Genomic DNA, 22437 nt, shown 5'->3' on the forward strand with positions numbered 1-22437 from the left:
TCTAATGTTCTAATGGATGATATTATGCTATTAGAGGTTACATTAAGTATTTTGCCATTATTACCTAAAAAACTCTTCATGCAGTAACCCTTTTATCATCCACTATTTCTCCATCTCTAAGGGTTATAATTCTATCTGCAAGGGAAGCTATTTTAGGGTCATGAGTTATCATTACAAGAGTTTGATTATATTTTTTAATGGACATGGTTAAAAGCTCCAAAACTTCTTGACTATTCTTAGTGTCTAGATTTCCAGTAGGTTCATCTGCAAAGATTATTTTAGGTTTAGTGGCAAGGGCTCTAGCTATAGAGGCTCTTTGTTGTTGACCTCCAGATATTTCTCCTGGAAGATGCTTTTTTCTGTCCTCTAGTCCTAAGGTTTTTATAAGCTCATGTATATATTGTTCATCAATTTTTTTGCCATCCATAAGAAGAGGAAGTTTTATGTTTTCTTCAATAGTTAATATAGGAATTAAATTAAAAAATTGAAATATAAAACCTATATTTCTCCTTCTAAATCTTGAAAGCTCCTTTTCGCTCATTTCATGTATATCATGACCATCTATACGCACGTGTCCAGCAGATGGCTTGTCAAGACCTGCAAGGAGGTGTAAAAGAGTACTTTTTCCAGAGCCACTAGGCCCAATTATAGCAGTAAATTCTCCTTCTTTTATGCCGATATCTGTAGGCTTTAGTGCTTTAACAGCAGCTTCCCCAAAGCCATAAGTTTTTTGAAGATATTCTGTTTTTAAAATTTCCATGGTAAAGCCCCCTATTTAAAATGTATTTTTGAGATTACCTATGTAATTATAAAGTATTACGGTATTATTGTGTAATAGATACTAACTTATGATAAAATTACACCATTTATGGTAAATATATTAATAATATACCATAAATAATTATAAAATTCAAAATAATATAAATTTGACAATAATAGTATAAAATGATAATTTATATATGACAGTAGTATATTATTTAAAAGAGGAGACAGATATGTATAAATTTAAGAAAAAGTTTCTCTCTAAAAATGATGTAACACTATTAAAGAGAACTTTTAATTATGTAAAACCATATAAAATGAGATTTTTTATATTTTTAATGTTTACTATCATAATAATATTACTAGGGATAGTTCAACCTTTGATATGGGGTAGTATTGTACAATGTTTAGCTTATAAAGATTATAAATCTATCTTCAATAAACTTATTTATTTGTTAGTAGTTTTTTTATTAGAATCTACTAGTCAGTTTGTTAAAAATTATAATCAGACTATTTTAAGTAATGATTTGTCCTATGATTTAAAAGTGGACATGTATAGTAAAATGTTGAATTTACCTATGAAAGTTTTTGATAGGAACAATGTTGGAGAGTTTATATCAAGACTTCAAGGAGATATATTCACATTAAGTAGCATTATAACAAATGATTTGGTTAACATTATCATAGATATATTGAAAATTATAGTTCTAGGTATTGTAATATTTAAAATAAACATAATTCTATCTTTTATAGTTTTAGCAGTATTTCCATTTTCATATATATGTTTTGTTACATTTGGTAAAAAATTAAGAAATATTAACGGAGAAATTAAGACATTAAATGATAGATATTTTAGTATCCTTCAGCAGGCTTTGATAGGTATAAAACATATAAAGGCATATGGATTAAAAGAAAAGAGTTGTATTAATTATAAAGATATTTCAAAAAAGATAAAATACAAAGAGATAAAAATAAGTATCACTGGAAATTTGTCTTTTGTAATTTCAAGTATTATAAATTATTTAGATGATTTAATAGTTATAGCATTGGGAATATATTTTATATCTAAAAATACATTAAGTATACAGTATTTTATAGCATTTGTGTCTTATTCAGGGCAATTTTCTCAATCACTCATTTCAGTTACTAAAATAAACTCAAATATACAGGAGGCTCTGGTGTCCTTAGAAAGAATATTTGGCTTAATAGATAATATTGATTTTCCTAAAGAGAAATTTGGGGATAAGTGTATAGAAAATATTTATAGGGATATAGAGTTTCAAAGTGTTGAATTTTCTTATGAAAATAATAAGAAAATACTTAAAAATATTAAATTCAATGTCCAAAAGAATCAACTTACAGCTATAGTGGGAAGAAATGGTAGTGGTAAATCCACTATATTTAATCTTCTTTTAAATTTTTATAAACCTAATCATGGAGAGATATTGATTGATGGAATTGATATAAGAGATTTGACTGAAGAATCTATAAGAAAAAATATTTCAATTGTACAACAACAACCTTTTTTATTTAATTTATCTATAAAAGAAAATATGAAACTAGCTAATCCAAAATCAACAGAAGAAGAAATTGAACAAGTTTGTAAACAAGTCTTTATGCATGAATATATAATGGGGTTAGATGAAGAATATGATACGGTAATTAATGAAGAGGCTAGTAATTTATCTGGTGGGCAAAAACAAAGATTGGCACTTGCTATGTGCATGCTAAGAAAAACACCCATTATCCTTTTAGATGAAGCTACTGCTGCTATGGATGCAGAGGCAGAATATTTAATAAGTGAAGCTATAAATAATATTTCTAAAGATAGAACGGTTATAGTAATCACTCATAATCTATCAATGATTAGAAACGCTGATAAAATTATTGTATTAGATGAGGGAAAAATAGTTGGACAAGGATCTCATGAGTATTTGATTAAAAATAATCTAGTTTATAAAGATTTATATAGTCACGAATTTGATTTGTTAAGAGAGGATATGGAATTAAAAGTATTAGCAGAAACCAGTGCTGGGGTGAGCAAGGATGATAAATAATAAAGTTAGAGTTGTGATTATTGATAGTGGTATAGATAGGAGTAAAAACAATTTAAAAGATAATGTAATTGAAGCTATATCTATAAAAATAAATTCTAAAGGGTATATAGAAAAAACTGAAGAATCTGTGGCTAACAATGATCATGGCACTTTAGTAGCAAGTTGTATTAAATATATATATGACAATGTAGAATTGATAGATATAAATATACTAGATAAAAATCTTACAACTGATGGGAGGGTGCTTTTAAAAGCTTTAGAAGAATCTACAAAATATAATCCTGATATTATACATTTAAGTTTAGGAACTACTAAGTTTAAATATTGGTTTCCTTTAAAAAGAATAGTAAGAAAATTGCGAAAAAACAATATCATTGTAATTTCAGCAGCTAATAATTATGGATTAAAATCTTATCCAGCTTATTTAAAGGGTGTCATAGGGGTTAGGGGTAAAGAAGTAGAGGATCTAAATTGGCATATATATGAAGATGGTTTTTATTATGCACCATACAAGTTGCCAAAGGAATTGTGTTATAAAAAAAATCAAGAGAAAATTAGGGGTACAAGTATAGCTGCTGCATATATAACAGGTTATTTTTGTAAGTATGTTAAAAATGGTAATAAAAATATAATATTTTAATAAATTTTAGTGGGGGCGTGAGTATATGGATAATAAAGACATTAAAATGGGTCAGCTTCTTGAGAGTTGGGAGGGAAATAATGAAGATAAGAAGGTTAAAAATATTACTTTATGTGTAACAGAAGATTGCAATTTAGCTTGCAAGTATTGTTATATGACAGGAAAAAATCATAGAAAAAAGATGACTTTCGAAACAGCTAAAAAATGTATAGATTATATACTTTCTAATAGAGAGGAATTTAGCGAGGGGTCTGTGGTTTGGGACTTTATAGGAGGAGAACCTTTTTTAGAAATTGATTTAATAGATAAAGTATGTGATTACATAAAAATGAAAATGTTTATGTTAGATCACCCTTGGTTTGATTCATATAGATTTAGCTTTTCTACAAATGGACTTTTATACCACACGGAAAAAGTACAAAGTTTTATAAAGAAGAATAAATCTCATTTATCCATAGGGATTAGTATAGATGGAAATAAAACAAAACATGATTTGCAGAGGGTATATCCCAGTGGAAAAGGTTCATATGATGATGTAATGAAAAATGTTCCTTTATGGTTAAAGCAGTTTCCTAATGAAAGTACAAAAGCTACATTTTCACATAATGATTTACCATATCTTAAGGATAGTATTATAAGTTTGTGGAACAATGGCATAAAGGAAGTTGCTGCTAATGTTATATTTGAAGATGTATGGCAAGAGGGGGATGATAAAATACTAGAAAAGCAATTAGATGAACTTGGGGACTATATATTAGAAAATAAATTATGGAATGAATACTATGTTAGATTTTTTGATCCATCCATAGGTAATCCTTTAAGAAAGGAATCGTTGGAAAGAAACTTTTGCGGTGCAGGTAAAATGTTAGCCATAGATTGTGACGGAAATTTCTTTCCATGCATAAGATTTGTAGACTTTGCTTTGGAGAAAAGAAACGGAAGGTGTATTGGAAATGTAGAAAAAGGCATAAACAAGGATAAATTGAGGACATTTGATGCACTGACATTGCAAGATCAAAGTAAAGAGGAATGTATTAACTGTGAAGTAGCTACAGGATGTGCATGGTGTACGGGATTCAATTATGATGATTCAGGTTCTATTTATAAAAGGAGTACACATATATGTAAGCTTCATAAGGCTACAGTTAGGGCAAATAAAAGATTTTGGGCAAAATACGAAAAGCTTACTGGAAATCCATCCCTAAGAAGAGAATACGAAAATGTTGAAGACAAAAAATATATGCTAGTAATGCTCCAAGATGATATAACTCCACACTGCTCATATAGAAATAAAAAAGGTACTAAAAATAAAATGAGCATGGAATTAATTGATAGAGCAATGGAATTTGCCAGTGAAAATGATTTTGAAATAGTTTTTATGGGGGAAAAAGGTGAAACACCCATAAAAAACAAAGGTTTTTATATGTCTTTGGTAGATTCAAATTCTAAAGAAGCAAATAAAAAGTCCATAGTAATTTATGATAATGATGTTTCTAAAATAAACAAGAATTCAGACACATGCATTTTACTTATAAACAAAGATAATATACAAAATATAACAACATATATAAAGAATTTGCCAAAAGACTATATAAGAATAAATTTGGTTTTGGAAGATATAGATAGTTGGAACCGAAAACATATTGAATTGTATAAGGAGGAGCTAAATAGCCTTGTAGAAGTTATTCAAAAAACGTATGTGGATAATCAACCTTTGGAGGTAAATGTTATCACAGATAGAATTAATTTTAATTCTCATAATGAATGTACAGCAGGAACTAAAACCATAACATTAGCACCAAATGGTAAGTTCTATATATGTCCAGCATTTTATTATGATGACGTAGAAGATTCTATAGGAAGTTTAGAAGAAGGAATTTTAAATAAGGATGAATGCTTACTATCAATAGAAAACGCACCAATTTGTAGGAAGTGTGATGCTTATCAATGTAAGGCTTGTAGATATTTAAATAAAAAATTAACTGAAGAGTATAATGTTTCACCCAAAATACAATGTAACATAAGTCATTATGAAAGAGAAGCTACTAGAAAGTTACAAAGTAAATTAGTAAAAAGAAGATTAATAAACGCTGGAAGCATTATAGAAAAGTTAGAATATGTAGATCCTTTAGATAAAATATTATATGAAAATTAATGGAAGAAAAGAGGGATAAAATGAAATCTCAAGTAGTAGGACAAGTAACAGAATCTGAGAAAAAAGAAATACTAATATTAAATGAGAGATTGGATAGTTTAAGAGAATTAAAGTTGTGCAAGGATGATTTAGATATAGATGAAGGGACAAGGGTTTTGTTATTAAGAAAGGTATGTGCACAGGAAATTAAAACTCAAAAAGGAATTAAAAAGTGGTGGCAAGAAAAGTCGTGCAAATATAAGTGGAAAAAAGATGATGCTGGTTATTGGGTTATAGAGTTTAAAACGAATAATGTAGTTTTGCATATGATGTAATTATTATTAATAAAACATTTCTATATAAGGTTATAATATCAGCAAGTAAAATAAATAATATAGAAAGAGGGTATTTTGGTGAAAAACTTAATTTCAAAAAAAATAAAAATAAAAAATAATGATGTAAAAGGTTATTATCATGATTGTATGGCGTATTGTGCAACCACTTGTAATAATGGTTGCAGTGCCGAGTGTGCAGTAAGTTGTGTAAGTTCATGTAGAGGTGGATGTACAGGAGGAGCTTTTAGAATATTTGGAAAATAGATTTTGATATACTAGATGGACTAATTCATCTAGTACAGTATGTAATGATGTGATTGCTGATATTAAAATAAAATCTATGCAATGTTATTTTTAATTATTGCATAGATTTTTATGATATATATACAACAATGAAAAAGTGCTTTCCCAAAATAGTAGTTTTTTAGCAACATGGCTCATAGCAACGTAAAAGTATTTACCTTCTGCTTGTTTCTTAGTGAGACATATAGTAAAAATATAATCTCTCATAGAAATAGTTCTCGAAGCAGTAATTAGGGTCTTTATAGTATTAATCCGCTATACTCCATAAATGTCATGATAAATGTATTTTTGTTCTATATAAAAACTAATGAGTTATCTAACTAATTAAACAAATAAGCATAAGACAGTGGTTAGAGCTTCAAATAAAATAGTCTAGCTATAGGTAAAGACACTAAACCATAGCGTTTTATAATAATTATAGTAAAAATCTTTAAGAAAGGAAAAGTATAATGAATTTTTACTACATGTTCATTATACAAGGTGCAAGAATGAAAAGCTTTTTTTCTTTAATACCTAAATACATGTTTAAAAGTAAAAAAAGAGTATGGTTTATAGCTATAGGGCTCATAGTATCTACAATTTTAATTACATCCATAGGGATTATTACTAGAAAAATTGAAAAAGCCCAATGGCAGTATGTGAAAAATTCCATAGGTGGAATACAAGATGTAACTATATCATCACCTAATTTTAAAAAGTTAAAGGATATAAATAAAAATGAAAATATAGACAAGTACACTATATCTTTAGAACTAGGGAAAGCTGAAATACCGGGTTCTTCATATCAAATGAATATTACTGGATATGATAAAATGTCAAGGGATATATTAAATTTTAAGTTAATAGAAGGAAGATATCCTCAGAAAGAAAATGAAATTGCTCTAGAACAGTGGGTGGTTAATAAGTTACCTTCTAATACAAAAATAGGAGACAAAATAAAAATACCTTCTAAGTTAGATTACAGAACTGCCATGAAAAATCAGGCTTTTGAAAGGGACAATGAATTTATATTAGTAGGTACCTTTAGTTACATATTTGACTTTAATGTTGAAAAAAGTGCACAGGCCTACGTTACTAGGGAATATGTAGAAAAATCGCTGCCTGATATAGCAAAAAACTATAAAGAATATTTAATTTTTAAGTCAGGTATAGATATGGAAAATGGATTTAATTCTTTAAGTTTTAAAAATGATTCCTATAACGAGAGTATGTTATTAAATTATGATAAAAAAAGCTTTTTATCTTTTATGAAGTTCATAAAAACAATAAATATAGCTTTATATATAATTATCATAATTATGGCAAGCGTATTAATATATAATTTATTTAATATTTCTATAATAGAGAGGATAAAAGACTTTGGAGTGCTTAGGGCTATAGGGGCAGAACCTAATCAAATAATAACTTTAATATTAGGCGAAGGTATTGTTTTAGGAATTATATTTATACCTATAGGTATTGCAACTGGATATATAGTAACATCAATTCTTGTCAATATAATATCAGGATATGGACTTATGACTATAGAAGTATATAAACAGGATGTTATATGTTGTTTAATTGTGGGTTTTATTTCTATATTAGTAGGTTCTTATTTCCCAGCAAGACAAGCTTCTAAAATATCACCGATGGTTGCTATAAATTCAAATAGTAATCTTAAGTTGAACGGTGCAACTATAAAAAATAATAAAAATAGTAGAGTATATAATAAACTAGGATTTACAGGTAAATTGGCATATACAAACCTAAAGAGAAATAAAAAGAAATTTGTAACTACAATAATATCAATAGGTATGAGTTTAACTTTAATTATATTAGTAAATTATTTTACTGGAATATATAATCCTGTAAATGAGATAAAAAGAAATCTAGGTGGGGATTTTTCTATAGTGAATACATCTAGAAATTATAATGACTCTTTAGAAAAAAATCATATAAAAGATATTGAAAATTTAAAGGGTATAAAAAGTGTAAATGCAATTAAAGAAATAGAAGATGTTACTATGGAAGTTAAAAAAGAAAATATAACTGATAAAGGGATTAAATATTTAGAAAATCTAAGTAAAGGAAATAAATATACAGAAAAGAGTTTTAAAAAAGGAGAATATTATTTTATAGGAGAAAAATTAACCGGATATGATCGTATACATTTGAAAGAAATATTATCCCATGTTAAAGGAAAAAAAATAAGTTTAGATAATATGGATAGAGAACCATTAGTAGTTTTGCCAGAGAGAGAATATACAAACTTTAAGCCAGGAGATAAAATAAATATAATTATCTCTAGGTACAGTAATAAAGGAGAATATATAGAAGATAGAATACAAAAGGTTACTATAGCAGGAGTTTTAGATAAAGAATATAGTGAGGATATAGGACATAAAATTATTATGAGTAATGATGCTATAGAAAAATATCTTAAAATCAATGCTTATCAAAATATTCAAGTATCTATTACAAGCTCAAGATATTATGAGCAGGTAAACGAAAAGCTTAATAGCTTTACAAAACATTATCCTAAAGTTCAAGTAAAGTCTTTTAAACAAGAGTTATCTAAAGCAAAAAAATCAAAAATGGAGATATATTTAGTTGCATATAGTTTTGTATTGATTGCATCTTTAGTAAGTATAGTGAATGTAATTAGTGTTATGAATACAAATATATTTATGAGAAAAAGTGAATTTGGTATGTTTAGAGCTATTGGTATGGAGAATAATCAAATAAGAAGAATGGTTATAGATGAAGGAGTTTTTTATGGTATAGCTTCGGTAATTTTAGGTGTAACTATAGGATTAATATTTTCTGCCGCAGCAACATTTTTAGTTAATAAATTAATAGGATATAACGCACTTAAATGGGGCTTTTCATCTATTCTATTAATATTACTTTCAATAGCTACTATTGGGGTATGTGTATTATCATCTATATTTCCTTCAAGGCAGATTGTGAAAGGGAGCATAATAGATTCTATAAGAACTGTAGAATAATTGATGGAAGTGTGAAGGTTTATTGCTTTTGCACTTCTTTTTTTAGGTGTATTTAATATTTATATATCATTTAAATACAGTTAATATTTTGAATTTATTTTACTTAAATGGTAAAATATATAAAAGATTTCAAGAAAGAAGGGGGCAATATGAAAAGCTTTTGGGGGCTAATACCGAAATATTTAATTAAAAATAAGAAAAGAAATTTTTTTGTGGCAATAAGTATAGTATTATCTATTACATTAATAACTTCTTTGAGTGTTATGCTATATGCTTTAAGAGACAATGAAAAGGCTCGCCTAATTGATGATATGGGGGGCTCATATGATGTAATTATGTATTATAGAAATGAGTACAGAAAAGAAACGGAAAAATTAATCAAAGGCAATAATGATATTATTGAAAATGAAACCACATTTATTTCTATGGGAAACAGTAAAATAAAAGATTCACAGTATTCTATTGATATTAATGGTTATGATAAAAAAGCTATAGATTTATTTAATTTTAAATTATTAAAAGGACGTTATCCAGAAAAACCCAATGAAATAGCTTTAGAAAATTGGGTAGTTAAGAAAATTAAACCTAATCTTAAAATAGGTGATAAGGTAAATTTAAGTTCAATACTAGTAAATGGGAAATATGATTTGAAGTTAAATAATGAATTTGTATTAGTTGGAATTTTTGATCATACATTTAATTATAATGTAGCAAAGAATATCGCCAAAGCGTATGTTTGTAAAGAGTTTGCCATGGATAAAGTTCCAGATAAATTTAAAAGTTATACTACTTATGTGGGATTTAAAGAAGGTATAGAGACGCAAGAGGGGTTTTATAAGATATCTTCTCAAGTAAATTTCGATAAAGCTACAGTTAGAATGAATATTGTTAAGAAGACATTAATTAATAGAATTAATTCATTGAAATTTATCGGTGTAGCTTTATATATAATAGTATCTATCATATCTAGTGTATTAATTTGTAATATATTTAATACTTCTGTTATTCAGAGGATTAAGGAATTTGGAATGTTAAGGGCTATAGGTGCTTCTAGTTCTCACATAATAAGATTAGTTATTGGTGAAGGGGTTTTATTAGGATTAATATTTATACCCTTAAGTATTTTTATAGGTAATGTTGCGTCTAAAGGAGTTATGACTTTATTTTCTGGTTACAATTATTTTAAACACCTATTTAGAATACCTAATGAGACAATTATTTTATCTTTTATTTTTGGGTTTATATCAATATTTTTAGGAACATATTTTTCAGCTAAGAAAGCCTCTAAGGTATCTCCTATAGAAGCTGTAAACTCTAGTGGAAATTTTAAGCTTAAAGGTAATAGGCTTAAGGAAAAAATTTCTATTCTTAAAGAAAAAAGCAAGTTCACAAGGAATATGTCTAAAGTTAATATAAATAGAAACAGAAAAAAGTTCATATCTACTGTGGTTTCTTTGAGCATAAGTATAATACTTTTTATAGTAGTAAATTATATAATAAATTGTTCAGATCCAGCAAATACTTTAAAAAAACAGATGGGTGGAGATTTTGTTATAGCTTGTAACGACTTGGCTGGAGAAGCTTCATTAGAAGAGAAATATATAAGTGATATTGAAGAATTAAAAGGAGTAAAAAGCGTAATAAAGTCTAAAGAAACCAGTAATTTCATTAAAGTACAACCAGATAAAGTTACTGATGAGGGGATGAAACTATTACAACGGCAGAGTAGGTTGCAGCCAGAGATAAGTGAGGCATTAAAGAAGAATATTTATAAGTTTAATTGTGAAATACGAGGGTATGATAAGAAGTTTTTAGAACAATTTAGAAATAATCTTAAAGAAGGAAATATAAATTTTGATAATTCTAAAGAAAAACCTATGGTTCTATTAGCGCAAAATTTAAATAATAATCATGTTACTAATTTAAAAGTGAAAGATTCAATAGAAATGGATATAGATGTGTATGAGAATAGAAAGTTTTTGTACAGAAATGTGGAACAATTTATAATTGGAAGCATACTGAAAGATCATGTTATGAAGCCACAAGATGCTTCTTTAACTAATATTATAATTATGGACAATGAATTACTTAAAAAATATTTTAAAATTTCCGGCTACCAAAGAGTAAGGATAAATTTAGCTAAACATGGAGATTATGATTATGTGGAAAATAAGTTAAAGGGTATAGTAAAGAATTCAAGAGGAGTAACTTTAACTTCTTATAAAGAAGAACTTGAAAAAATAAAAAAATCCCGTATTAAAACTGCTGTAATATTATATTCAATTATATTTACTGTAGCACTTGTAAGTATTGTAAATATATTTAATATAATGAGTATGAATGTTATGCTTAGAAAAAAAGAATTTGGCATGTTAAGAGCTATAGGTATGGCAAAGGATGAAGTGAACTCTATGATACGAAATGAGGGTCTGCTTTATGGCATATATTCAATCATTTGGGGAGTATCTTTAGGAATTCTATTCACTTATTTATTTTATATGGCAACTAGAAGGACATTAATGGCAGGTATGGAATGGACAATATCTATATGGAATGTATTATGTACATCTCTTGCAGTGTTAGTTATATGCCTTCTTGCAGCCATAAATGCTTCAAGAAAAGTATATTCTGATAGTATAGTGGATTCCATAAGAGGAGTAGAATAAAAGTAGGGAGTGTGAAGGTTTATTGCTTTTGCACTCTCTTTTTTTAATGTGTATTTAATATTTATAGTTATATATTGAGATTTTATTTGAAAATATTTATTATTTTGAATTTATATTACTATAATGTTAAAATATATAAAAGAGTTTAAGAAAGAGGGGGGCTATATGAAGAGTTTCTGGGGACTAATACCGAAATATTTAGTTAAAAACAAGAAAAGAAATTTCTTTGTGGCAGTAGGCATAATGCTGTCTATTTCTCTAATCGTATCTTTGAGCATAATGATTAAAAACTTAAAAGAATCATCATATAAGCAAATGATAGATGATTTCGGTGGTGTATATGATAATTTCTTTTTTACGGAAGATAAGAAAAGTCTGAATAAATTAGTGAAAGATCCACTTGTAGACAAAGTGTCTATATCATGTAAATTAGGAGAGTATAAGGTACCTAATTCCAAATACGTTTTAAGGGTAAATGGCTATGATGACAACATAGGAGAATTTCTTAATTTTAAGCTACTTGAAGGAAAATACCCTAAAAAAGATAATGAAATAGCCATAGAAGCTTGGGCTTTAAGTGCTATGCATAAAAAGTATAAAGTGGGAGATAAAATTAAGCTAAACTTAACTGTAGGCAGATTTAAAAAATTTAATATAGAAAAAGAATTTACAATTTCAGGAATTTTTGATTATAAATTTAATACCAATCAATTGAAAAACACTGCAATTGCATATGTTCCTAGAAGTTACGTTGAAAGCATAAGTCCTCCAAAAGAAATCTTACATGAAGGACATTTATATGAAGGGTATTTAAATGTAAATTCAGAGGAGTCTATTGAAAAAAGTTGTAATTCACTGGCATTTAATGATGATTATAAAAATATAGAATTCCGCATAAATACTGCAAAAACATTTTTACTTAAAGCTTATAAAGGTATTGATTTTATAAGCGTTATTCTTTATATAATAATAAGTATTGTGGCTAGTGTAATAATTTATAATATATTTAATATGTCCATAACAGAAAGAACTAGGGATTTTGGAATGTTAAGGGCTATAGGTGCTTCGCCAAGCAAAATAAAAATACTTGTGCTAGGTGAAGGGTTTATTTTAGGATGTATATTTATTCCTTTAGGAATTATCATAGGAAATTTTACAATTCAAGGAATTACTAAATTAATAGCAGGTTATAAAGATGTGGGGGGAATTATGAACATTCCCAAAAGTGGCATTATAGCTTCTTTTATAGTTGGATTTTTCTCTATTATTTTAGGAAGCTATTTTCCAGCTAAAAAAGCATCTAAAATATCCCCTATGGAAGCAATTAATTCAAATAATAACTTGAAATTAAAGGGTAAAAAAATAAAAAGTAATTTACAGGATAATAGCATAATAAGTAAAAAATTTGGATTCGCCTCAAATATGGCACGTTTAAATTTAAATAGAAATAAAAAGAAATTTATAACTACTGTAATTTCACTTAGCATAAGTATAATAATGTTTATGGTTGTAACTTATTTAATAAATAGTTCTGATCCTATAAAGAATATTAAAAGCAAAATGGGAGGTGACTTTGTAGTATCCACGCCTGCAGATAAACCAGATTATGCATTATCTCATGAGGATATAGAGTATATTGAAAATATAAAAGGTGTAGATAAAACAGATAAGGAAAAAATGTCATATGTTTCAATGGAAGTTCCTAAAGATACAGTAACGAAGGAAGGAATTAAATTTTTTTCAAAAGAAAGCAATAGAAATTCGAAAACCCAAGAGGATTTTAAAAATCAGAGGTATAAGTTTAGAACAGAAGTAAAAGGGTTAACTGAGGAAGAGTTAGAGAAGATAAAGGAACATGTAATAAAAGGTAAAATTAATGAACGGGAACTTCAAGAGAAACCTATGGTTATTTTGGCACAAAATTTAAATTATAGTAATTGTACAAAATTAAATATAGGAGACCATATAGAGTTAAGTTGCCATGTATATGATAATGAAAAGGATCGTACTGAAAGGAAAAGTGAGACTTTTACTATTGCGGCCATATTAAAAGAAGATTATATGCCAGAAGATTCGCAAATTAAAAATGTGGTGATTGTCAGTGAAAAGGCTTTTGAAAAATATTTTAAAATTAAGGGGTATCAGAAGGTAAAGATAACATTAGGTAAAGATGCAAATTATGAGGAAGTAGAAAAAAAGTTGAAAAATAAATATAGGAGCAATAGGGGGGTTAATTTAACATCATATAAAGAAGAAGTAGAAGAGGCTAAGAAAAATGATTTAAAGTTTTCGCTTATAATGTACAGCTTTGTAGGAGTGGTGGCTATAGTTAGTATTATTAATTTAGTAAATATTATGAGTATGAATGTGTTATTGAGAAAGAGAGAAATAGGAATGATGAGGGCAATAGGGCTTGGAAAAGATGAAGTTAAAAAGATGATAAGAGCTGAGGGAATATTTTATGGTATATCCTCTGCATTTTGGGGAGGGATAACAGGAACAATTTTTACCTATATAGTTTTTTTAATTTCTAGAAAAAGTCTTACAGATGGAATGACTTGGAGTTTTCCTATAGGTACCATAGTGCTTGTGATTTTAGTTACTGTTGGAGTCTGTATATTAGCTTCGATCAATGCATCTAGAAGAGTATTTTCTTCTAGTATTATTGATTCCATAAGGATACAGGAGTAGCAATCAAATGATAGTAAAATCCATAAGAATTATAGAGTAGACAAATAAGGAGTGTGAAGGGTTATTGCCTTTGCACTTCTTTTTTAGGTGTGTTTAATATTTATAGTTATATATTGAGATTTTATTTGAAAATGTTTATTGTTTTGAAGTTATATTACTTTAATGGTAAAATATATAAAGGATTCAAGAAAGAAGGGGTCAATATGAAAAGCTTTTGGGGGCTAATACCGAAATATTTAGTTAAAAATAAGAAAAGAAATTTTTTTGTAGCAATGAGTATAGTAATATCCATAACTTTAATAACTTCATTAAGTGTAATGCTTTCTACTTTAAAGGAGAATACAAAGGCTCGTTTAATTGATGATAGGGGCGGAGCATATGATGTAATTATGGATTATAAAAATCAATACAAAAAAGAAGCAGAAGAATTGTGCAAAAATAATAGTAGTATTATTGAAAATTCAACCACATTTGTTTCTATGGGAAACAGTAAAATAAAAGATTCACAGTATTCTATTGATATTAATGGTTATGATAAAAAAGCTATAGATTTATTTAATTTTAAATTATTAAAAGGACGTTATCCAGAAAAACCTAATGAAATAGCTTTAGAAAATTGGGTAGTTAAAAAAATTAATCCTAATCTTGAAATAGGTGATAATATAAAATTAAACTTTAGATTAGGTGAGGGCAAGGAACAGCTGGAATTAAATAATGAATTTGTGCTAGTTGGAACTTTTGATCACACATTTAATCATAACACATTGAAAAATACTGCTAAAGCGTATGTCTGTAAAGATTTTGCCTTAGATAAGGTACCAAATAAATTTAGAAATTTTACTACTTATGTAAAGTTTAAAGAAAATATAGAACAGCAAAAGGGTTTTGATAAATTATCTTTACAGGCGGATCTAGAAAAAATTGCTATTGTTATAGATAGTATTAAACAATTTATGATGAAAGATATTAAAATATTAAAATTTATAAGTATAGTTTTATATACTATAGTATCTATCATATCTAGCATACTAATTTGTAATATATTTAATACGTCTATTCTTCAGAGAAATAAGGAATTTGGGATGCTTAGGGCTATAGGGGCTTCCAGTTCACACATAATAAAATTAGTTATGGGAGAGGGATTTTTACTAGGATTAATATTTATACCTTTAAGTATTTTTATTGGAAATTTTGTTTCTAAAGGAGCTATGACGTTATTTTCTGGTAATAATTATTTTAAATATTTATTTAGAATACCCAAGGAGGCGATTATCCTATCTTTTATTTTTGGTTTTATATCAATATTTTTGGGAACATATTTTTCTGCTAAGAAAGCTTCTAAAGTTTCTCCTATAGAAGCTGTAAACTCTAATGGGAATTTTAAGCTTAAAGGTAATAGGTTAAAGGAAAAAAACTCTATTCTTAAAGAAAAAAGCAAATTCACAAGAGATATGTCTAGAATTAATATCAACAGGAATAGAAAAAAGTTTATATCTACTGTAGTTTCTTTGAGTATAAGTATAATACTTTTTATGTTGGTAAATTATATAATAAATTGTTCGGATCCAGCAAGCACTTTAAAGAAAAAGATGGGTGGAGATTTTGTTATAGCTTGTAATGATTCATTTCAAGGAGCTTCAATAGAGGAGAAATATGTAAGAGATATAGAAAAATTAAAAGGAGTAAAAAACGTAGTAAAATCTAAAGAAACTAGTAATTTTATGATAGTACCATCAAATAAGATTACTGAAGAGGGAATCAAACTTCTAAAAAAATGGAGTAAACAATTCTCATATGTAAAAGAAAATTTAAATAAGAATATTTATACCTTTAAGTGTGAAGTACAAGGGTATGATAGAGAGGTTTTAGAAAAATTTAAAAACAGCATAGAAGAAGGAAATGTAGATTTTGATAATTTGAAAAAAAAACCTATGGTTTTATTAGCTCAAAACTTAAATAATAATAATGTTACTACTTTTAAAGTTGGAGATGCCGTAGAGATGAAAATACAAATATATGAAAATAAAGTACCTATATATATGAATGAACAAAAATTTATAGTTGGAGGTATACTTAAAGATGATGCAATTGTACCACAAGATGGTGCTATAACTACTACTATAATCATGGATAATGAATTACTTGAAGAAAATTTTAATATTCCAGGCTACCAAAGAGTAAGGATAAGCTTAGATAAGCACGGAGATTATGGTTATGTGGAAAACAAGTTAAAGGATATAGTAAAGAATTCAAGAGGAGTATCTTTAACTTCCTATAAGGAAGAACTTGAAAAAATAAAAAAATCTCGTATTAAAACTGCTGTAATATTATATTCAATTATATTTATTGTAGCACTTGTAAGTATTATAAACATATTTAATATAATGAGTATGAATGTAATGCTTAGGAAAAAAGAATTTGGAATGCTAAGGGCTATAGGAATGGCAAAGGATGAGGTGAACTCTATGATACGAAATGAGGGGCTAATTTATGGCATATATTCAACCATTTGGGGAGTATCTTTAGGAATCCTATTCACTTATTTATTTTACGTGGCAACTAGAAAAGTATTAATGGCAGGCATGGAATGGACAATATCTATATGGAATGTATTATGTACATCTCTTGCAGTGTTAGTTATATGCCTTCTTGCAGCCATAAATGCTTCAAGAAAAGTATATTCTGATAGTATAGTGGATTCCATAAGAGGAGTAGAATAAAAGTAGGGAGTGTGAAGGGTTGTTGCCTTTGCACTCTCTTTTTTTAATGTGTATTTAATATTTATAGTTATATATTGAGATTTTATTTGAAAATGTTTATTATTTTGAAGTTGTATTACTTTAATGGTAAAATATATAAAAAGATTCAAGAAAGAAGGGGGCAGTTTTATGAGCGCGGTACTAGAACTTAAAGATGTTCACAAATCATTTGGAAAAACGGAGATAATAAAGGGCATAAGCTTTGATGTAAAGGAAGGGGAGATATACGGATTTCTTGGAGCTAACGGAGCGGGAAAAACCACAACCATAAGGATGATAGTGGGACTTATTAAGCCTACATCTGGAAATATTTATATAAATGGATATGATGTGCAAAAGGATTTTGTAAAGGCTATTAGTTCTGTAGGGTGTATTGTGGAAAATCCAGATATGTACTTAGATTTTACTGGAAGGGAAAACTTAAATATGTTTGCAAAGCTTTATGGTAACGTGAAGAAAGAGAGAATAGATGAAGTTATAGAGATAATAGGTCTAAAGGATAGAATAGATGACAAGGTTAAAAAATATTCTCTTGGAATGAAGCAGCGTTTAGGACTTGGGCAAGCGCTTTTACCTAATCCAAAGCTTTTAATATTAGATGAGCCTACTAATGGACTTGACCCCATTGGAATTGTGGATTTTAGAAACATAGTTAGAAATCTAGTTAAGGAAAATAACACTGCAGTATTTATATCTTCACATATTTTAGGGGAAATAGAGCAGCTTTGTGATAAGGTGGCATTTATTGATTATGGAGTGATCAAATCTGTAGAACTTACAAATAACCTTCACTTAAAAGATAAGGAAAAAATTCAGCTTAAGGTAAGGCATGAGGATATAGAAAGGGTTAAGAATATTCTGCAAGACAATAGCTTTGTTAAAAATATTGAGACACTGGAGGATAAATTAATATTAACTACTGACAAGGACTGCTATTCCATGCTCATTACTGTTCTATCCACTAGAGGCATTGAGATATTGGACATTAATAGAGCACATGGAAATCTAGAAAATAGATTTATGGAAATAGCAAAAGGGGGCAAATAACTTGGATTTTTTTAAGGTAGAGGTTTATAAAATCCTAAAGAATAAGAAATATTTAATCTTTATTATAGGACTGTTAGTTTTATTTATCTTTAAAACCTATGGGTTATATGGGGATGCGAAAAGTGAAAGACCTCAGATAAAAATTAAGAACAACGAAAAGCTTCTAGTGGAGTATAAGGCAAAATTAAAGGAGGATGGAATTAAAGAGGAGGAAATAAAAACCTATAAACTTAAGATAAAGAGCTTGGAAAGAGAAAATAAGGAACTTTCAGAGGAGATAAAAAAACCTAACTACAATTGGAAAGAAAAGCTTAAAAACAAAAATAAAGCATTAAAGAAGGAAAGAGAAGAATACAAAATAGCTATGGATTATAACGAAGTTGAGAGGATAAACGGAGAGATTCTTCTAAATGAGCATTTACTTAAGGAGAATATGGAGCCTCAGCCCTTATACAAAATTTATTCCTTTAGAGCCATGAAAGACCTTATGGGATTTATTAATGTGATTTTTCTACCACTTTTAATAATAATATTAACTTACGACAGTGTAAGCTCTGAGATGCAGTATTCCACCATAAAATTAGCTATAACAAAACCCATAGGAAGAGTGAGATTTATAATAACAAAATTTTTAAGTGGGTTTTTAGTTTCTACCCTAACGGTTTTTATTATTGAATTTTTCATGTTTGTAATTATAGGATTAGTATTTAATGGGGGAAATCCATCCTATCCAGTAGTTATTGGAACGAAATATCATGTGGATGAATTAGAAAGGGTTACAGCTATTGTGGGTAGTTCTTATATAAATCCAGTATATAAATACCTTATTCAGTTACTTATTTTGCAGCTTATGTGTATTTTCATATATTGTAGCTTTGGAATATTAATATCTACATTATTTAAAAACAATGTGGCAAGTTTAATGGTAAGTTCAATAATAATATTTTGTTTAAATATGGCAACCTTTATATTGCCGCAGGAGTCCTTATCAAAAATATATCCATATTTATTCACCACCTATGGAGATGGAAACTCTTTAATAGAGGGAGTTATAAATTTAAATTTAAGTGCTACAAATATAAATATTAAATTGGGAGTAGGAATTTGTATTTTATATGGAGTAGCTTTTATAGCTATAGCCACTAACTACTTCAATAAAAAGGATATTGTAGTTTAATATTATTAAAATATTGATTTGGGAGAATTTTATGTTTACACTTATAGGCATTGAGTTTAAGAAATTTATAAGAAATAAGAAATTTCTCATAGGTTTAGCTCTTATTGTCTCAGTTTTTATTTTCTGCTTTTTTATAATAGTACATGTAGATAACAGCAGTTAATGTGCTTTCGGATATAATGAGGGTTTTAGGGCAATTTGGACTCCTAGTTATGGTTGGGATAATGGTCTCTCATGTGGTTTCAGGAGAAAATAAACCTGCCACCATAAAAATGTTACTTACAAAACCTATTAAAAGGTGGAAGATAATACTAAGTAAGTTTATAGTGGCTGTAGTAACTGTAAATTTAATAATTTTATTATTGGAATTTATTAGTTTCATCTTACTGGGATTAATATTTGGATTTGGAGATGCTTCATTGCCAGTTTTGACAGATGTAAAATACAGAGTTGTAGAAGCCGCGTATATTGCACAGGAAAGGGGGGCAGTGGTCCCATATGCTGGCAGTGGGGTTTTGATTTCCGCAGGAAGTTTCATTGTGAAAATGTTAATCCTACAGGTTTTAGGAGTAACTGCTAGCATAGCATTTTGTTTTCTCATGGCTACAATCATTGATAACACTAATGTTTCTATGGGCCTATCACTAATTTTTATAGCATTTACTCATGCTATGATAAATTTGAAAATTAAGGCTTACTATATACAGCGATTAAAGCCTGCTACGGTACTGGATAAACTGCTAGTGTTCTTATTTCCGACATATCACGCTAGTCTAGGCGTTATAAAAGGGAGTATAAATAAAAATTTGGCGGTGGATTTTATAACATTTAAATTCTCAGTTATACTTCTTTTAGTGTGGATTGGAGTATGCTATGGAATAACTCATGTGGTGTTTGTGAAAAAAGATGTGGTAGCGTAATAACAACGTGTATCATTAATTGATTTATGACTTAAAATATTTATACTATAAGAGTTGTGGAATAGGCAATGGGTAATAAAAAAGTATGATAAATATTAATTGCATTTGGTATAATGTAAGTAAGGGTCACAAATGAAGTTATAATTATAAAAAGGGTGAGTTAAATGAATGTTAAAATCCCATATGGAGAATCAGATTTTGAAAAAGTAGTAACGGAAAACTATTTATATGTAGATAAAACAAAATATATAGAATTGTTAGAGAATGATGCATCATATGAACTTTTTATTAGACCTAGAAGATTTGGAAAGAGCTTATTTTTGTCAATGCTTCGCAATTATTATGATATTAATCAAAAGGATAGGTTTGAGGAGTTATTTGGAAATTTATATATAGGGAGTAATCCTACAGAAAAAAGAAATTCTTATTTAATTTTAAAATTAGATTTTTCAAACATAAAAACTTTTGGGGGAAAAGAGGAGCTTATTGAGAGTTTTGATGAGCGGGTTATAGAATCAGTAAAAGATTTTTTCATTAGATATTATAATATATTAGATTGTAAAAATGATAAACTTCAATTTAACAATTCTATAGGGGCCATAAATTTTGCTGCGTCAATGACTTCTAATGTAGGTAAGAAAATATTTGTTTTAATAGATGAGTATGATAACTTTGCTAATGATTTGATTACAACTAATGAAGAACTTTATTATGATATAATTTCTAGTCAAGGATATATAAGAACTTTTTATAAAGCGTTGAAGGCACTAACTACAACTACTGTAGATAGAATATTTATGACGGGAGTTAGTCCAATATTATTAGATGATTTAACTAGTGGTTTTAATATAACTAAAAATCTTACATTAGAAAAAATGTACAATGAAATGATGGGGTTTACTCTACCTGAATTGGAGACATTAATGGAAAGGTTATGTTTGTTTAATATATTCAGCAGGGATATCTTAATTGATGATATGAAACAATATTATAATGGATATCTTTTTAGTGAAGATAGTAAACAACGTCTTTTTAATCCTAATATGGTACTATACTTTTTTGATAATCTAGTAAGATATAATAAGTATCCAAAGAATATGTTAGATTTAAATATAAAAACAGATTATAAGAAATTAGAAACATTAGCATTTAATTTTAAAGACGAAGAAACTATTGAAACTATTTTAGCTGAAGGTCAAATAGAAACTACTTTAGTTCAAAGATTTAATTTAGAATATATGTATGATAGAAAAGAAAACTTTGTTTCATTACTTTTTTATATGGGAATGTTAACTATTAAAGAATCTTTTCTGGGGGATGTTACATTAGTAATTCCTAATATAGCTATGAAGGAAATATATTGGGAGTATTTTAAATTAAAACTTGCGGAGACACATAAACTAGATGTAGATAATAAAAAAATTAAAGCCGCAATAAATGAAATGGCTGTAAAGGGAAATTGCAATAAATTTATACAATGTCTAAAGAAAAGTTTAGAAAGTCTTTCTAATAGGGACTTAGTTAAATTTGATGAAAAGCATATTAAAATTTTGATATTATCTATTTTTATGAACAATATATATATTGCTAATAGCGAGTATGAGGTTGAAGAGGGCTTCATTGATATATTATTGTCCAAGAATAAAGCTTTTGCAGAAAGTATAAATTATGAATGGCTTATAGAACTAAAGTATATAAAGGAAAAAGATAGAAATGCATTTGATAAAATTAAATCAGAAGGATTAAAGCAAATTAGTAAATATAAAAATAGTGATAAATTAAGAAAGACTTTTAATTTGGATAATATGAAAAAACTCTTGATAGTTGTTGTTGGTAAAAAGGATGTTTATGTGGAAGAGGAAATTTAGAATAATAAAAGGCTAGTACATTATAAAGTAAATACTACAATAGGTTGTTCGGTACTTTAATTTATGGAACAACCATATTGTATGTAAGATA

14 protein-coding genes are annotated in these 22437 nt (G+C 27.8%); 13 read left to right on the top strand and 1 reads right to left on the bottom strand.

All coding sequences use genetic code 11. From position 1 onward, the window contains the following. Positions 1-76: 76 nt before the first annotated feature. On the bottom strand, positions 77-760 hold the full coding sequence (locus tag FGK85_RS02830; RefSeq protein WP_102399370.1) for an ABC transporter ATP-binding protein: 684 nt from the start codon (positions 758-760) through the stop codon (positions 77-79). Positions 761-995: 235 nt separating this feature from the next. Here FGK85_RS02830 and FGK85_RS02835 point away from each other — a divergent pair, with 235 nt between their 5' ends. The 13 genes from FGK85_RS02835 (at position 996) to FGK85_RS02895 (ending at position 22346) form a co-directional block, all read left to right on the top strand. Further along, complete coding sequence (locus FGK85_RS02835) at positions 996-2819, top strand: ABC transporter ATP-binding protein (RefSeq protein WP_171011305.1); 1824 nt, start codon at positions 996-998, stop codon at positions 2817-2819. Continuing rightward, positions 2809-3459 carry a S8 family serine peptidase gene (locus FGK85_RS02840; RefSeq protein WP_102399372.1) on the top strand — a complete coding sequence of 217 codons (651 nt, stop codon included), beginning with the start codon at positions 2809-2811 and terminating at the stop codon, positions 3457-3459. The genes FGK85_RS02835 and FGK85_RS02840 overlap by 11 nt, the downstream gene beginning before the upstream one ends. 25 nt (positions 3460-3484) lie before the next feature. Beyond that, complete coding sequence (locus FGK85_RS02845) at positions 3485-5614, top strand: radical SAM peptide maturase, CXXX-repeat target family (protein WP_138203581.1); 2130 nt, start codon at positions 3485-3487, stop codon at positions 5612-5614. Positions 5615-5634: 20 nt separating this feature from the next. Further along, positions 5635-5928: a CXXX repeat peptide modification system protein gene (locus tag FGK85_RS02850; RefSeq protein WP_171011306.1), complete on the top strand. Its 294-nt coding sequence runs from the start codon at positions 5635-5637 to the stop codon at positions 5926-5928. Positions 5929-6006: 78 nt separating this feature from the next. After that, on the top strand, positions 6007-6192 hold the full coding sequence (locus FGK85_RS02855; protein WP_102399375.1) for a hypothetical protein: 186 nt from the start codon (positions 6007-6009) through the stop codon (positions 6190-6192). A 527-nt stretch (positions 6193-6719) separates the two neighbouring features. Further along, complete coding sequence (locus FGK85_RS02860) at positions 6720-9218, top strand: ABC transporter permease (RefSeq protein WP_171011307.1); 2499 nt, start codon at positions 6720-6722, stop codon at positions 9216-9218. A gap of 149 nt (positions 9219-9367) precedes the next feature. Continuing rightward, positions 9368-11884 (top strand): ABC transporter permease, encoded by a 2517-nt coding sequence (locus FGK85_RS02865; protein ID WP_171011308.1) that lies wholly within the window; start codon positions 9368-9370, stop codon positions 11882-11884. Between the two features lie 165 nt (positions 11885-12049). After that, complete coding sequence (locus FGK85_RS02870) at positions 12050-14575, top strand: ABC transporter permease (RefSeq protein WP_171011309.1); 2526 nt, start codon at positions 12050-12052, stop codon at positions 14573-14575. 203 nt (positions 14576-14778) lie between these two features. Continuing rightward, positions 14779-17295, top strand: a complete 2517-nt coding sequence (locus FGK85_RS02875) for an ABC transporter permease (RefSeq protein ID WP_171011310.1) — start codon at positions 14779-14781, stop codon at positions 17293-17295. A 168-nt stretch (positions 17296-17463) separates the two neighbouring features. Next, on the top strand, positions 17464-18381 hold the full coding sequence (locus FGK85_RS02880) for an ABC transporter ATP-binding protein (protein ID WP_102399381.1): 918 nt from the start codon (positions 17464-17466) through the stop codon (positions 18379-18381). Position 18382: 1 nt separating this feature from the next. Then, positions 18383-19558 (top strand): ABC transporter permease, encoded by a 1176-nt coding sequence (locus tag FGK85_RS02885; RefSeq protein ID WP_102399382.1) that lies wholly within the window; start codon positions 18383-18385, stop codon positions 19556-19558. Between the two features lie 212 nt (positions 19559-19770). After that, positions 19771-20478, top strand: coding sequence for an ABC transporter permease subunit (locus FGK85_RS02890; protein WP_171011311.1), 708 nt, complete (start codon positions 19771-19773; stop codon positions 20476-20478). Between the two features lie 164 nt (positions 20479-20642). Continuing rightward, complete coding sequence (locus FGK85_RS02895; protein WP_138203591.1) at positions 20643-22346, top strand: AAA family ATPase; 1704 nt, start codon at positions 20643-20645, stop codon at positions 22344-22346. Positions 22347-22437: the final 91 nt, after the last annotated feature.

The sequence above is a fragment of the Haloimpatiens lingqiaonensis genome (assembly GCF_901447495.1).
GTDB classification, from domain to species: domain Bacteria; phylum Bacillota; class Clostridia; order Clostridiales; family Clostridiaceae; genus Haloimpatiens; species Haloimpatiens lingqiaonensis.

Coding starts and splice junctions, on each gene's coding strand:
- FGK85_RS02835 (WP_171011305.1), top strand. CDS start 996: ATGTATAAATTTAAGAAAAAGTTTCTCTCTAAAAATGATGTAACACTA.
- FGK85_RS02875 (WP_171011310.1), top strand. CDS start 14,779: ATGAAAAGCTTTTGGGGGCTAATACCGAAATATTTAGTTAAAAATAAG.
- FGK85_RS02845 (WP_138203581.1), top strand. CDS start 3,485: ATGGATAATAAAGACATTAAAATGGGTCAGCTTCTTGAGAGTTGGGAG.
- FGK85_RS02840 (WP_102399372.1), top strand. CDS start 2,809: ATGATAAATAATAAAGTTAGAGTTGTGATTATTGATAGTGGTATAGAT.
- FGK85_RS02860 (WP_171011307.1), top strand. CDS start 6,720: ATGAAAAGCTTTTTTTCTTTAATACCTAAATACATGTTTAAAAGTAAA.
- FGK85_RS02890 (WP_171011311.1), top strand. CDS start 19,771: ATGGTTGGGATAATGGTCTCTCATGTGGTTTCAGGAGAAAATAAACCT.
- FGK85_RS02850 (WP_171011306.1), top strand. CDS start 5,635: ATGAAATCTCAAGTAGTAGGACAAGTAACAGAATCTGAGAAAAAAGAA.
- FGK85_RS02870 (WP_171011309.1), top strand. CDS start 12,050: ATGAAGAGTTTCTGGGGACTAATACCGAAATATTTAGTTAAAAACAAG.
- FGK85_RS02895 (WP_138203591.1), top strand. CDS start 20,643: ATGAATGTTAAAATCCCATATGGAGAATCAGATTTTGAAAAAGTAGTA.
- FGK85_RS02880 (WP_102399381.1), top strand. CDS start 17,464: ATGAGCGCGGTACTAGAACTTAAAGATGTTCACAAATCATTTGGAAAA.
- FGK85_RS02830 (WP_102399370.1), bottom strand. CDS start 760: ATGGAAATTTTAAAAACAGAATATCTTCAAAAAACTTATGGCTTTGGG.
- FGK85_RS02865 (WP_171011308.1), top strand. CDS start 9,368: ATGAAAAGCTTTTGGGGGCTAATACCGAAATATTTAATTAAAAATAAG.